The organism is Streptomyces sp. A18 (assembly GCF_059026065.1).
The window spans coordinates 47802-61429 of record NZ_JBWLKL010000014.1; the positions used below are offsets into that span (position 1 = coordinate 47802).

Below are 13628 nucleotides of genomic sequence, written 5' to 3' on the forward strand. Positions count from 1 at the left end.
GTGGGGGGTCGATCGCTGCCGGGCAATCGTACGTAACGTGACCTCTGTGGACGGGCGAGTTCTGACAGGCCGACAGAAGGTGGTTGAGACGTGAAGCTGGTCATTCTCGGAGGCGGCGGATTCCGGGTTCCGCTCGTGTACGGCGCGCTGCTCGGCGACCACGCCGAAGGCCGGGTCACCGAGGTCGTACTGCACGACCTGGACGCGGGTCGGCTCGGCGCGGTCGCCCGGGTGCTGGCCGAGCAGGCGATCGGAGTGCCGGACGCGCCCGCCGTCACGGCGACGACGGACCTCGACGAGGCCTTGCGGGGAGCGGACTTCGTCTTCTCCGCGATCCGGGTGGGAGGTCTGGAGGGGCGTGCGGCCGACGAGCGGGTCGCCCTCGCGGAGGGCGTCCTTGGCCAGGAGACGGTGGGCGCGGGCGGTATCGCGTACGGTCTGCGGACCGTGCCCGTGGCGGTCGACATCGCGCGCCGGGTACGGCGGCTCGCCCCGGACGCGTGGGTCATCAACTTCACCAACCCCGCGGGCCTGGTCACCGAGGCGATGTCCCGGCACGTCGGCGACCGCGTCATCGGCATCTGCGACTCGCCGGTCGGCCTCGGGCGCAGGGTGGCACGCATGCTGGGCGGCAATCCGGACGAGGCGTTCATCGACTACGTCGGACTCAACCACCTGGGCTGGCTGAGGGGCCTGCGGATCGCGGGGCGCGACGAGCTGCCGCGGCTCCTTGCCGATCAGGAGATGCTGGGCTCGTTCGAGGAGGGGCGGTTGTTCGGCGCGGAGTGGCTCCAGTCGCTGGGCGCCGTCCCGAACGAGTACTTGCACTACTACTACTTCAACCGCGAGGCGGTCAGGGCCTATCAGGAGGCGGAGCAGACGCGGGGCGCGTTCTTGCGTGACCAACAGGCAAGGTTCTACGCGGAGTTGGGGCGAGGAGAGTCGGCGAGCCGGGGAGTGGGGAGCGGGGAGCGGGGGAGCGGGGAAGCGTCGATGTCGGCTCTGAAGGCGTGGGACGCGACGCGTGCGGAGCGCGAGGCCACGTACATGGCCGAGAATCGCGAGGCTGCGGGTGTGGGGGAGCGTGCGGCCGAGGACCTGGAATCCGGTGGGTACGAGAAGGTCGCCCTCGCCCTGATGCGGGCGATCGCGCGTGACGAGCGGACGACGCTGATCCTCAACGTCCGCAACCGCACGACGCTTTCGGCGCTGGACGCCGACGCGGTGATCGAGGTGCCGTGCTCCGTCGATGCCAACGGCGCGCATCCCATGGCCGTGGATCCGCTGCCGGGGCATGCGACAGGGCTGGTGTGTTCGGTGAAGGCGGTGGAACGAGAGGTGTTGTCCGCCGCGGAGAGCGGCTCACGCGCGACGGCGGTGAAGGCGTTCGCGCTGCATCCGCTGGTGGATTCGGTGGCGGTGGCGGGGCGGTTGGTGGAGGGGTATCAAGCGGTGCATCCGGGGTTGGCGTACTTGGGCTGAGGGTCCCCTGCGGGGCTTGGGGTGGGCTGCGGGGCCGTGCCGGTATGCGGTTCCGGTCCGCCGGGAGCCGTGCTCCGGGCGGACATTCCGGCACGTCCCCTCGGACGTGCGGCCGTCTGCGGCGAATCGCTGGTCGCTGCGGGGCGATCGGGTGGGTGGGCGGGAAAGGCCTGTTCGTTCTGGTGGAGGTTGCGGGGGAGTTGAGCCAGGCGCCCCGCCGGGGTCAAAGGGCTCCCCGCCAGGTCAAAGCAGGCAGAACTCGTTGCCCTCAGGGTCAGCCATCTCCACGTGATCCGGCCTCCCCTGCACCTCATGCTCCCGGATCACTCTCGCCCCCGCAGCAGTCAACCTCTCCACCGCCGCGACGACCCGCGGCCACCGAACCTCCCAGGGCGTCTCGCGACCGCCGCCCACCTGCACATCCAGGTGCAGCCGGTTCTTGACCACCTTCGACTCCGGGACCTTCATGAAAGAGAGGGTGGGCCCCGAGCCGTCCGGGTCCGACAGATAGGCGCCGTCGTCCCACTCCTCCTCCGGAACCCCATGGTGCGCGAACCACACCTCCCAACTGGCGAAGCCGTCCGGCGGCGCCTTCTCCGCGTAACCCAGCGCCAGAGCCCAGAACTTGGCCAGCTCACCCGGCTTCGCGCAGTCGATGGTCACCGTCCACCTGGTCGACATGGATGCTCTCCCTCTGCTTTGCAGGATGCGGTGGACCGAGCGTGCCATGAGGGACTGACAACAGGGCTGAGATGATCACTGGATGAGTCCCGTCATCTCCATCGGATCCGCCGCCGCCCGCCCCTGCACACTCGTCGTGTGCCGCGGCTGCTGCTGCGGCAACCCCCGCAAGAACCCCGGCACGGACCACGCCTGGCACCTGGAGCGGATGCGGGCAGCTGCCGCAGAGTCGGCGGGGCGGTTCGCGGTGCGTACGAGCGAGTGCCTCGGGCCCTGCGGGCAGGCGAACATCATCGTCGTCCAGCCCTCGCGAGAAGGGCGTAGGCGGGGCGGCCGGGCCGTCTGGGTCGGCTTCGCCATGGACGACGAGTCGATCGACGAGATAGTCGCGTGGGCCGAGGCGGGCGGGCCGGGGATCGCGGCCCCGTCGGCAGCGCTCGCGCTGCAGGTGGTGGACCCCCGGAAGACCTGAGGTTCAGCCCGTCGGCGCGCTCTCCAGGACCTTGTCGAGGAAGCCGTGGAGGTTCGCCACCGTGCGTGCGTTCTGCTCCTCCAGCGTGAGGCTCTCCTCGAAGCGGCGGGCCAGCGCCGTGGTCTTCTTGCCTCGTACGTAGAGGGAGCAGGCGAGGTCCGCGCAGATGTAGATGCCGACCGAGTTGCCCTGCCGGCCCGCCGGGCCGGAGAGGGGCGCCACGAGCAGCGTGATGCCCGAGCCGGACTGCGGGGTCACGCAGACCGAGCAGATGCTGGACTTGAGCATGCTCTTGCGCGCGCCGGTGGATGCGCGCAGCGCGATGCCCACGTACGCGCCGTCCCGCTCCGTCACGATGTAGCCGCGGTCCGGGGCCTTGGGGTCGCGCCAGCCGAGGAAGTCCAGGTCGGACCAGGGGGTGTCCGGGAAGCCCGCAGGGAGAGTGAGTCTGCGGGCTTCGCCCTTGGAGCAGTTGACGAAGGCCGCGCGAATCTCTTTCTCGCCGATAGGTTCCATGATCCGGAATCTACCAACGCCCCCGCGCCCTCGTCCTCCCCTTTTCCCCTCGCGGACCCGCAGCCCACCCCGCCACCCCGGGGAACAAGCCCCTCCCGCCCCTTTGTCTCGTGTACTGCCGCCCCCACGGACCGGCAGTCGGCCCGCACCCTGGCCGGACCGGCACCGCAGTAGCCCCGCGGTCCCACCTGGCCGAACAGCCCTTTCCCGTCCACCCGCCCGTTTGCCCCGTGGTGGCAAGGGGTGGGGTGGGTGGTTCGTGTAGTGGCCCCCATGGACCCGCAGCCGGCCGCGCACGCGAGGGGACGTGCCGGTATGTCCGCCCGGAGCACGGTTCGCGGCGGCGGACGCAACCGCTCCCCGGCCAACGCGGCAAGATCCGCCCAGTCGCCCGCCTCCGGAGCATCGGGCAGACCGCCCCACGGCGACACGTCCAGCTGATACCGCGCCACGCGCCCACGCCGCTCGGCGAACCGGGAGTGATGCGGCCCGTTCAACGCGGCGTAGGCGGGGTTGTCCAAGGGATGCGGCAAGGAGGGATGCGGCAGGGGACTCGGCGCCCCAGCCGGCGGCAGCCCAGGCAACCCCCGCGTCGCCCCAGCCGGCGGCAGCCCAGGCAGCCCCCGGCTCCGACGCACCAGGACCGGCACCGCTCACACCACCCCTCACACGCCCACCTCAATCACAACCTTGCCCCGCGCATGCCCGCCCTCCACCGCACGCAACGCCTCCCCGGCTCGCTCCAGCGGATACGTCGCCGTCACCTCGGGCCGCAGCACCCCGTCCACGGCGAGCCGCGCCACCGCGTCCAGGACCTCGCTGGTCCGCGCCCGCGCGACCGCCGTCCCGCCGAGCTCACCGACCGTCTCCTTGGCCGCGGCTGTGATCAGCTTCCCCTCCGGCGCGGGCAGCAGTGACGCCACCGCCACGAGATCCTCGCCGCCCACCAGATCGAAGACCGCGTCCACGCGACCGCCCGGCGCCGCCGCCCGCACCCGGGCCGCCAAGTCGGGCCCCGGCGGCACGTGGACTGCCCCCAAGGACTCGACGAAGTCCTTCTTGCCCGCACTCGCCGTGCCCACGACGCGCACCCCGAAGTGCCGCGCCAACCGCGCCGCAGCCACGCCCACACCCCCACCGACCCCGGTGATCAACAGCGTCGCCCCGGCGGGCAGATCCAGCTGGCGCACCCCGTCGTACGCGGTCGCCACCGCGACCGGCAGCGCGGCTGCCTCCGCGAAGGTCAGTCCCGCCGGCTTGTGCGCGGCGAGGGAGGCGGGGAGCAGCGTGTACTCGGCATAGCCACCGGTGTCCGGGTTGCCGAACACCGGGTCGCCGACGGCGAACCCCTCGACCCCCGGGCCGACCCGCTCGACCACCCCCGCGACTTCGCTGCCCAGCACCTCGGGGAACTCGACCGGCGGCGCCCCCGGCCTCCGCTTGCCGGCCCGCAGCTTCCAGTCGACCGGGTTGACCCCTGCCGCCCGTACCGCGACCAGGAGCTGACCCGGGCCGGGCTCCGGTGGGTCCTGGTCGACGAAGGCCTCCACTTCAGGCCCGCCGAACCGACTGAATACGTACGCCTTGGACATGTGCTCCCTCGCTTCGTGCCGTGAACGTGCCGTGCGGTGCCGCGAACGTGCGGTGCCGTGAACGTGCCGTGGCCGTGCCCGTCACCCGCGTCTCCCTCTGGACGACGGTCATGATCGCCCTTCTATTCCCCGCACGCCGCACCGTTCACGAGGCTTCACGAGCCCGCAAAGACAGACCTCAAACAGGCGGTCGGCACACGCCCCACACCCACCCCGGCAAAACTGAACGACCCACAAAGTTTTGCCGACGCGAGCCTTGACCTAAGCGTTCAATCAATCAAGGCTCAGGCCCCATAACACCGCACTGGCGCGGATGACGCATTCAGCTCTTGGCGTCGTCGACCCAGTTCGGCACGGCAGAGCCGCGTTCGGAGGCCATTTCTCCATGCCTGCCACCACACGTCGTGAACTCATGAAGCAACTGGGCGGCACCGCAGCCGCCTTCGCCTTCGTGGCCGCCACCGGCCCGACCGCCGCAGCGTCACCCGCCGCGGCAGCTTCCGCTGGACCCGGCGCACCCCGAGCGCTACCACGGCGTGGACGGAGTGGTCACGTACAGCGAGGGCATCTTCACCGGCTACCGCGGTTTCGACAAGGCGGGCATCGAGCCCCTCTTCCTCTTCGGACACAGCCTGTCCTACACGGAGTTCGGCTACCGCGGCCTGTCCGTGCGCAGGGCGGGCGCGGGCTACGACGTGTCGTTCACGGTGACCAACGGCGGGCGGCGCAGGGGTGCGGAGGTGCCGCAGGTCTACGTGGGCGCGCCGCGGGGCGCCGGTGTCGAGATGGCCGTGAAGACCCTGGCCGCCTTCGACCGCGTCGAGCTCCGGGCGGGGGAGTCGCGCCGGGTCACGGTGCGGGTCGCCGAGCGGCAGTTGTCGTACTGGGACACGGACCGCGCCCGCTGGGTGCGCCCTGATGGGCGGCGCGCGGTGTACGTGGGGTCCTCCTCGCGTGACATCCGGCTGACGGGGGTCGCGCGGTAGGCGGCGGCAGGAGATCCATGCGTGTCACAACTCGCGGGGGCTCTCTCGTCCTAGAGGTGGAACCACACCGACGACACAGGAGTGCACCATGCAAGCTCGGTTGAACCTCATGGCAAGCCCGGTCGCCGCCAAGGCCATGAAGCACATCGTCGCCGCGGGCCAGGCGCTCGGGGAGTCGACGCTGCCTGCCGCGACGCGGGAACTCGTGATGCTCCGCGCCAGCCAGATCAACGGCTGCGGTTTCTGCGTCGACATGCACACCAAGGACGCCACCCACGCGGGCGAGACCGCGCTGCGCCTCAACCTCGTCGCCGCTTGGCGCGAGGCCACGGTGTTCACGGACGCCGAGCGCGCCGCCCTCGAACTCGCGGAGCAGGGGACGCGGATCGCGGACGGGGCCGGTGGCGTGACGGACGAGGCGTGGTCGAACGCCGCCAAGCACTTCGACGAGGACCAGCTCACGGTCCTGGTGGCGCAGATCGCCATTATCAACGCCTTCAACCGCGGAAACGTCATCAACCAGCAGCCCGCCGGTGACTATCAGGTGGGCCAGTACCACTGAGGAGGCGACCTAGGGGAGTCGCTCCGCCGCGGCCGGCTCATCCAGGCCCTTCCCGTCCACGGTGAGGGCCCGGGTGAGCCGGTCCAGGTGCGCGCGGTACAACCCGACGAAGTCCAGGCGCCCTTCGGCGACGGCCCACTGCACCTGGAGCCCGTCGGACACGGCGAGGATCTCGCGTGCGATGTTCTCCGGATCGGTGTCGGGCTTCAACTGGCCCGCGTCGACCGAGCGTTGCAGCACGGATGCGAGCGCCCCCGCGACACGTTCGTACCGCTCGGCGAAGTAGGCGTGTGCCGGGTGCGCGGAGTCGCCGGCCTCCGCCGACAGCTTGGTGTAGAGCTGGATGAGCCCCGGCTGGGTGAGGTTGTACGCGGCCAGCGCGAGCACCTCACGGAACAGGGCGCGCACGTCGTCGCCGCCGGAGTCGGGGTCGAGCCGCCCGAACGTACGGACCGTGCGCTCCTCGCGCGCTTCGAGGACCGCCATCAGGAGGCGCTGCTTCGACCCGAAGTGGTGGGTGATGACGGTGGCCGACGTGCCCGCTTCCGCGGCGATCTTCGCCAGGGAGGAGTTCAGATAGCCCGCCTTGGCGAAGAGCGCCAGAGAGGCGTCGACGATGGCCGCTCTGCGGGGGTCGGCGGCGGCGTACTGCCCAGTCGGGCGGTGGCGGGGGGTGTGCTGCTCCATGGGGGCAGATTACGTTCCCCCGTTGCCCTCCCGGATCCCCTGCTCGAGGGCGCGGTACAGCGCCCCCACCAGATGCACGCTTCGCAGATCCTCGCCCGAGGTCCCGCCGCCCATCCGGTTCATCACGTACGCGTACGAGAGCCGATTCTCCGGATCGGCGAACGCGTACGAACCGCCCGCGCCCCCGTGTCCGAAGGCCCGCGGATTGGGTCCGGCCTGCCCGTACAGGTTCAGCATGTAGCCGAGCCCCCAGTCCCATTTCGTGCCCCACTCCGTGCCCGCCGCGAGCACCAGGTCCGGCTCGTCGGGCTGCCCCTGCCGCGTCCGCAGCCGCTCAAGCGTCGCGGGGCTCACCAGCTCTCCGTTCCCCAGCGCCGCGTACACCGTCGCCAGACCCCGCGCGGTCGCGTGCCCGTTGGCCGCGGGGATCTCGGCGGATCGATAGGCCGCGCTGTTCACGTTGCCGACGGGCAGGTACCGCAGGGCGAGCGTGACGACGGCCATCGGGTGGGCGTCGATCGAGGGCACCGGCGGCGCGGGCGGCGGCGCGGAGCCGAGCGCGCTGCGCGGGCCGTCCGAAGCGAGCGGCCTCGCCATGTCCGCGCACCGGCCGTGCTCGCTCGCCGGGGTGCCCACGTGGACATCGGCTCCCAGCGGCCCGGTGACCTCGCTCCGCAGGAACGTCCCGAGCGAGACCCCCGTGATACGCCGGACGACCTCACCGACCAGATAGCCGTAGCTCAGCGCGTGGTACCCCTGCGCCGAACCGGGCTTCCACCACGGAGGCGTCGCGGCCAGCGCCCCGCACACCTTCTCCCAGTCGTAGAGGTCCTCCGACGTCATGGGCTCGCGCGGCGCGATCACCCCGGAGCGGTGGCTCAGGAGCCAGCGCACCGGGATGTCCGCCTTGCCCTCCTGGGCGAACTCCGGCCAGTAGTGCGCGACCGGTGCGTCCAGGTCGAGATCGCCCCGGTCGGAGAGCAGATGCGCGCACAGCGCGGTCATCCCCTTGGTCGTGGAGTACACATTCACCAGCGCGTCGCGCTCCCACGCGCGCGTGCCTCTCTTGTCCGCGGCACCGCCCCACAGATCGACGACGAAGCGGCCGTCCACGGTGACCGCGACGGCCGCCCCGAGGTCGCCGCGTTCGGTGAAGTTCCGCTCGAACTCTTCGCGTACGCCCTCGAATCCGGGGGCACAGGTGCCGTGGATGCGTGCGCTCATGACTCTCCTCGATCGCCGGAAGCGCATCTTGGGGGAGACAAAAAGAAAAGGCAAGGAGGTGTTCCCACTCCTTGCCACTCTTAATTTATAGCGCACAGGGGGGCTTGCGGCAAGGCCCCTGTCGTCCCGCACAATCGCAGGCCTAAGCCCAGGACCTGCGAAAACGGGAGATTCACCAAGTGCCTGCGTTGCTGTCCGCGTTCGACCTTCCCGCCCACCTCGCCCCCAAGGCCGACCCGACGCTGATCGCCCGGGACGAGAAGCACTTCGCCGCCATCGCGCAGAGCCTCGAGCGGAGCATCGCCGACGTGTCCGACCGCCTCGACGTCCAGCGCAAGGCGCCCGGCGGTATCGGCCGCGACGCGATGGACCGGGACCTGGAGATCCACCGCCTGACCGGGCGCCTGCGTGCCCTGAGCCGCTTCGGTCTCGACCTGTGCCTCGGACACGTCGTCACCGCGGACGATCCCGAGCCCGTGTACATCGGGCGGCTCGGCCTCACCGACAGCGACGGGCGTCGGCTGCTTCTCGACTGGCGCGCCCCCGCTGCCGAGCCGTTCTTCGCGGCGACCCACGCCGACCCGATGGGCCTGGCAAGCCGCCGCAGGTACCGCTGGACCGACGGCCGGATCAGCGACTACTGGGAGGAGGTGTTCACCGCGGACGGTCTCGAGGGCCATGCCGCGCTCGACGACCAGTCCGCCTTCATCGCCAGCCTGGGCAGCAACCGCTCGGCCCGGATGCGGGACGTGCTCGCCACCATCCAGTCAGACCAGGACGCCATCATCCGGGCGGGCTCCCGTGGTGCTCTCGTCGTCGACGGCGGTCCGGGCACGGGCAAGACCGTCGTCGCCCTGCACCGCTCCGCCTACCTCCTCTACTCCGACCCCCGTCTCGGTCACAGCAGGGGCGGCGTGCTCTTCGTCGGCCCGCACCGGCCCTACCTGAACTACGTCTCGGACGTCCTGCCCAGCCTCGGCGAGGAGGGCGTGCAGACCTGCGTCCTGGAGGACCTCGTCGCCGAGGGAGCGGCGGCGGAGGCCGAGACCGACCCGGAGGTGGCCCGCCTGAAGTCGTCCGCGGACATGGTGAAGGCGATCGAGAAGGCCGTCAGGTTCTACGAGGAGCCGCCCACCAAGGGGATGACGGTCTCGACCGACTGGGCCGACGTCTGGCTGAGCGCCGACGACTGGGCCGAGGCGTTCGACGCACCCGGACGCGGCGCCCCGCACAACGAGGCGCGCGAGCAGGTCTGGGAGGAGCTGGTCGCGATCCTCCTGGACAAGCTCGACGGCGACGTTCCCGGTGAGCTCTTCGAGAGGTCCCTGCGGCACGACGAGGAGCTGGTCACCACTCTGAACAGCGCGTGGCCGCTGCTCGAAGCGGCGGACCTGGTCGGAGACCTGTGGTCGAACTCCGCCTATCTGCGGATGTGCGCGCCCTGGCTCGCCCAGGACGAGGTGCGCAAGCTGCGGCGCAAGGAGGCGCCCCAGGCCTGGACGGTGTCCGACCTGCCGCTCCTGGACGCGGCACGCCAGCGGCTCGGCGACCCGGAGGCGGCCCGGAAAAAGCGTCGCCACGAGGCCGTGCTCGCCGCCCAGCGCGAGCAGATGGCCCAGGTCGTCGACAACCTGATCGACGCCGCGACCGCGTCCGGCGCCGACGGGGACGACGGTGTGGGCCTGGTGCGGATGCTGCGCGGTCAGGACGCCAAGGTCAGCCTGGTCGACGAGTCCGAGCTGCCGCCCGCCGATCCGGACCGGCTCGCGGGACCGTTCGCGCACGTCGTCGTGGACGAGGCACAGGAGCTGACGGACGCTCAGTGGCAGATGCTGCTGCTGCGCTGCCCGTCCCGGAGCTTCACCATCGTCGGGGACCGCGCGCAGGCCAGGCACGGCTTCACGGAGTCGTGGCAGGAACGGCTTGAGCGGATCGGGCTCGACCGCGTCACCGTGGAGTCCCTGAGCGTCAACTACCGGACGCCGGAAGAGGTCATGACGGAGGCCGAGCCGGTCATCCGGGCCGCGCTCCCGGACGCCAACGTGCCGACCTCCATCCGCAGCAGCGGTGTCCCCGTCGTCCATGGTTCCGTCGCGGATCTCGAATCGGTACTCGACACCTGGCTCGCCGCGCACGGCGACGGGATCGCCTGTGTCATCGGCGACCCCGCCTTCCGCGCGACGTCCCGCGTCCGGTCACTGACCCCGGAGCTGTCGAAGGGACTCGAATTCGACCTGGTCGTCCTCATCGACCCCGAGAACTTCGGGGAGGGGATCGAAGGCGCGGTCGACCGCTATGTAGCGATGACCCGGGCTACCCAGCAACTCGTCGTCCTCACGAGCTGATGCGGCACCGGTGCCGGCAGCTCCGGGGTAGGCAGCCCCGGAACCAACGGGCTCAGAGCCAGCTGCCGTAGCGCCGGATGTACAAGACCTTCACCACCTGGGTGAGCGTGCAGTACGCGAGCAGCGTCCCGATCAGCCACGGGAAGTAGCTCATCGGCAGCGGCTCCATCGACAGGGCCGATGCCAGCGGCGAGAACGGCAGCCAGAGGCCGAAGACCATCACCGCGCCCGTCATGAGCAGCACCGGCAGTGACGCACGGGACTGGATGAACGGGATCCTGCGCGTACGGATCATGTGCACGATCAGCGTCTGCGACAGCAGGCCCTCCACGAACCAGCCCGTCTGGAAGAGGGTCTGCTGCGCGGGCGAGTCGGCCTGGAAGACGTACCACATCACCAGGAAGGTGGTGATGTCGAAGATCGAGCTGAGCGGACCGATCCGGATCATGAACCGGCCGATGCCCTTCGCGTCCCACGTGCGCGGCTCACGCAGGTATTCCTTGTCCATCCGGTCCCAGGGGATCGACAACTGGCTGATGTCGTAGCAGAGGTTCTGCACCAGGAGGTGGATGGCGAGCATCGGCTGGAAGGGGAGGAACGCCGACGCGACCAGGACCGAGAAGACGTTCCCGAAGTTCGAAGACGCCGTCATCTTGATGTACTTGATGGTATTGCCGAAGGTCTGACGGCCCATCAACACGCCCTGCTCCAGGACCATCAGGTCCTTTTCCAGGAGGATGACGTCGGCGGACTCCTTGGCGATGTCGACGGCCGTGTCGACCGACACGCCCACATCGGCCTCGCGCAGCGCCGCCGCGTCATTGATGCCGTCCCCGAGGAAGCCCACCGTGTGCCCGTCGGCCTTCAGGGCCCGTACGATCCGTGCCTTCTGGACCGGGTTGACCTTCGCGAACACCGTGGTCGTACGGGCGAGACGCGTCAGCTCCGCGTCGTCGACCAGGTCGATCGTGGCGCCCGTGATCAGCTCGCTGACGTCGAGGCCGACGTCCGCGCAGACCCGTGCGGCGACCAGTTCGTTGTCGCCGGTGACGACCTTGACCGCGACGCCGTTCTCGGCGAGTGCGCGCAGGGCGTCGGCGGCGTCCTGCTTCGGGGGGTCGAGGAAGGCAAGGAACCCGACGAGGGTCAGGTCCGACTCGTCCGCCGCCGTGTACGTGTCGCGATCGGCCGGCATGCTGCGTGTCGCGACAGCCAGGACGCGCAGGCCCTCACGGTTGTGGTGCTCGCTGATGTCCTTTACGCGGGTTCGCAGTTGAGGGGTGAGTTCGACGCGCTCGCCGCGGTCCATGACGTGGCCACACAGCTCGACGACCTCCTCGACGGCTCCTTTGGTGACGATCGTGTGCTCGTCGGCCGGTCCGGACAGTTCGTCGCGGCGCAGCACGACGGACATCCGCCGCCGGGCGAAGTCGAAGGGGATCTCGTCGACCACCGTGAAGAGCCGGTCGACGACAACCTCCTCGGCCTCGTCGATGCGGTCGATGACCGCCTGGTCCATGAGGCCCCGCAGCCCCGTCTGGAAGTGCGCGTTGAGGTAGGCGTATTCGAGCACCTCACGGTCCTCGTGACCGTGCGCGTCGAGGCAGCGGTCCAGGACGACGCGGTCCTCGGTGAGCGTGCCCGTCTTGTCGGTGCACAGCACGTCCATCGCGCCCAGGTTCTGGATCGCGCCCAGCTGCTTGACGACGACCTTGTGCTTCGACATCGCGACCGCGCCGCGCGCAAGGTTCGCCGAGACCACCATCGGCAGCATCTCGGGCGTGAGCCCGACCGCCACGGAGAGGGAGAACAGCAGCGCCTGGTCCCAGTCGCCCTTGGTGAAGCCGTTGATCGCGAAGACGATCGGGACCATCACCAGCATGAAGCGGATGAGCAGGAAGCTGACCCGACGCACCCCGAGGTCGAAGGCGGTCTGCGGGCGGTCGCCGACCAGGGCGCCCGCCATCGAACCGAAGTAGGTGTCCGCGCCGGTGGCGACGACCACGCCGGTCGCCGTGCCCGAGGTCACCGACGTACCCATCAGGCAGATGTTGTCGGCCTCGACGGGGTCGGTGGACGCATGCCGGCCGAGGTCGGGGGAGCGCGTGTCCGCCTTGGCGGCCGGCAGCGACTCGCCCGACAGGGCGGCCTGGCTGACCATCAGGTCCTTGGCGGTGAGCAGCCGCAGATCGGCCGGGACCATGTCGCCCGCGGCGAGTTTCACGAGGTCGCCGGGGACGACCTGTTCCATGGGGATCTCTTCGGTGCCGGGCTGCTCGCTCCACCGGCGCTGGACCGCGCAGGAGGTGGTGACCAGGGCTTTCAGCGCCTCGGCCGACCTGGTGGAGCGGAACTCCTGCCAGAACCGCAGCAGTCCGCTGATCAGCACCATCGAGGTGAGGATCCAGACGCCGGGGTCGGCCGGGTCCTGCCAGTACATGACCGCGGCGAGCACGACGAGCACGCCGATGAAGGGGTTGCAGAAGGACGTGGCGAGCTGCGCCGTCCAGTGCGGCGCACGCTCCCGGGCGACGACGTTCTGGCCGTACCGCTCCAGGCGCTCGAGGACCTGGTCCTGGCGCAGTCCGCGGGTGCCCGTGCCGAGGTCCCGCAGGACGTCGCGGGCGGGCTCGGCGCTCAACTCGGCCAGTCGTACGCCGACTTCGCGGGTGCGGGCGTCGAGCTCGGCGGCCTTGCGCTCGCGGTTGTTCACGGGGTTCGCGCCCGGCGTCGCCGGGCGTACCTGGGGAATCAGCTTGTTCATGGCAGACCTCCCTCCGTGCGGGGGCGTGGCGAAGCAGGCCCGTGCACAGGGACGTAGATGTGATGGATGCCGTCAGTCAGCGGGCACGGCGTATCGCCGCGGGTGTACTACCGCGTGACGGAAAGGGGGCTGGGCGGCATGACGCCTCAGCGGGGAGAGCGGACCTCGGCCGGGAAGGCGGAACCGCTTCAGTGAGACGTGGCGCGGACGCAAGGACTTCCTTCGGGACTCATCCCGAACACCTCCAAGCGATCGCGGGACACGGAAGAACGCACCATCGAGCGGTGCGGGGCTAAGTCAGGCATGTCGCTACACAT

11 protein-coding genes and 1 pseudogene are annotated in these 13628 nt (G+C 70.3%); 5 read left to right on the plus strand and 7 right to left on the minus strand.

What is annotated here, in order from left to right; translation table 11 throughout:
* The first annotated feature begins 90 nt into the window (after nucleotides 1-90).
* Nucleotides 91-1482: a 6-phospho-beta-glucosidase gene (locus AC5P1C_RS22605; RefSeq protein WP_493867714.1), complete on the plus strand. Its 1392-nt coding sequence runs from the start codon at nucleotides 91-93 to the stop codon at nucleotides 1480-1482.
* 243 nt (nucleotides 1483-1725) lie between these two features.
* On the opposite strand, the gene AC5P1C_RS22610 is transcribed toward AC5P1C_RS22605, so the two are convergent.
* Nucleotides 1726-2163, minus strand: coding sequence for a VOC family protein (locus tag AC5P1C_RS22610; RefSeq protein ID WP_493867715.1), 438 nt, complete (start codon nucleotides 2161-2163; stop codon nucleotides 1726-1728).
* 82 nt (nucleotides 2164-2245) lie between these two features.
* Between AC5P1C_RS22610 and AC5P1C_RS22615 the strand changes: the two genes are divergently transcribed.
* Nucleotides 2246-2635 (plus strand): (2Fe-2S) ferredoxin domain-containing protein, encoded by a 390-nt coding sequence (locus tag AC5P1C_RS22615; RefSeq protein ID WP_493867716.1) that lies wholly within the window; start codon nucleotides 2246-2248, stop codon nucleotides 2633-2635.
* Between the two features lie 3 nt (nucleotides 2636-2638).
* Here the strand turns inward: AC5P1C_RS22615 and AC5P1C_RS22620 are convergent, their stop codons facing one another.
* The 3 genes and pseudogenes from AC5P1C_RS22620 to AC5P1C_RS22630 all read right to left on the minus strand — a co-directional run bounded on the left by AC5P1C_RS22620 (nucleotide 2639) and on the right by AC5P1C_RS22630 (nucleotide 4743).
* A complete protein-coding gene (locus AC5P1C_RS22620; RefSeq protein ID WP_493867717.1) occupies nucleotides 2639-3151 on the minus strand; it encodes an FBP domain-containing protein in 513 nt (170 codons plus the stop codon).
* A gap of 341 nt (nucleotides 3152-3492) precedes the next feature.
* Nucleotides 3493-3699, minus strand: a pseudogene (locus AC5P1C_RS22625) (GNAT family N-acetyltransferase); the annotation flags it as partial.
* Between the two features lie 117 nt (nucleotides 3700-3816).
* Nucleotides 3817-4743 carry an NADP-dependent oxidoreductase gene (locus AC5P1C_RS22630; protein ID WP_493867718.1) on the minus strand — a complete coding sequence of 309 codons (927 nt, stop codon included), beginning with the start codon at nucleotides 4741-4743 and terminating at the stop codon, nucleotides 3817-3819.
* 536 nt (nucleotides 4744-5279) lie between these two features.
* On the opposite strand from AC5P1C_RS22630, the gene AC5P1C_RS22635 reads away from it, so the two are divergent.
* Together AC5P1C_RS22635 and AC5P1C_RS22640 are read left to right on the plus strand one after the other, a co-directional pair.
* A complete protein-coding gene (locus tag AC5P1C_RS22635) occupies nucleotides 5280-5729 on the plus strand; it encodes a fibronectin type III-like domain-contianing protein (RefSeq protein WP_493867719.1) in 450 nt (149 codons plus the stop codon).
* Between the two features lie 88 nt (nucleotides 5730-5817).
* Entirely contained in the window at nucleotides 5818-6291 is a 474-nt protein-coding gene (locus tag AC5P1C_RS22640; RefSeq protein ID WP_493867720.1) for a carboxymuconolactone decarboxylase family protein, read from the plus strand.
* A 9-nt stretch (nucleotides 6292-6300) separates the two neighbouring features.
* Here AC5P1C_RS22640 and AC5P1C_RS22645 read toward each other — a convergent pair whose 3' ends face one another.
* Both AC5P1C_RS22645 and AC5P1C_RS22650 read right to left on the minus strand, forming a co-directional pair.
* Complete coding sequence (locus tag AC5P1C_RS22645) at nucleotides 6301-6978, minus strand: TetR/AcrR family transcriptional regulator (protein WP_493867721.1); 678 nt, start codon at nucleotides 6976-6978, stop codon at nucleotides 6301-6303.
* 9 nt (nucleotides 6979-6987) lie between these two features.
* On the minus strand, nucleotides 6988-8202 hold the full coding sequence (locus tag AC5P1C_RS22650) for a serine hydrolase domain-containing protein (RefSeq protein WP_493867722.1): 1215 nt from the start codon (nucleotides 8200-8202) through the stop codon (nucleotides 6988-6990).
* Nucleotides 8203-8381: 179 nt separating this feature from the next.
* Between AC5P1C_RS22650 and helR the strand changes: the two genes are divergently transcribed.
* Nucleotides 8382-10547, plus strand: coding sequence for an RNA polymerase recycling motor ATPase HelR (helR, locus tag AC5P1C_RS22655; RefSeq protein ID WP_493867723.1), 2166 nt, complete (start codon nucleotides 8382-8384; stop codon nucleotides 10545-10547).
* Between the two features lie 52 nt (nucleotides 10548-10599).
* Here the strand turns inward: helR and mgtA are convergent, their stop codons facing one another.
* Nucleotides 10600-13311: a magnesium-translocating P-type ATPase gene (mgtA, locus tag AC5P1C_RS22660; protein WP_493867724.1), complete on the minus strand. Its 2712-nt coding sequence runs from the start codon at nucleotides 13309-13311 to the stop codon at nucleotides 10600-10602.
* Nucleotides 13312-13628 lie beyond the last annotated feature (317 nt).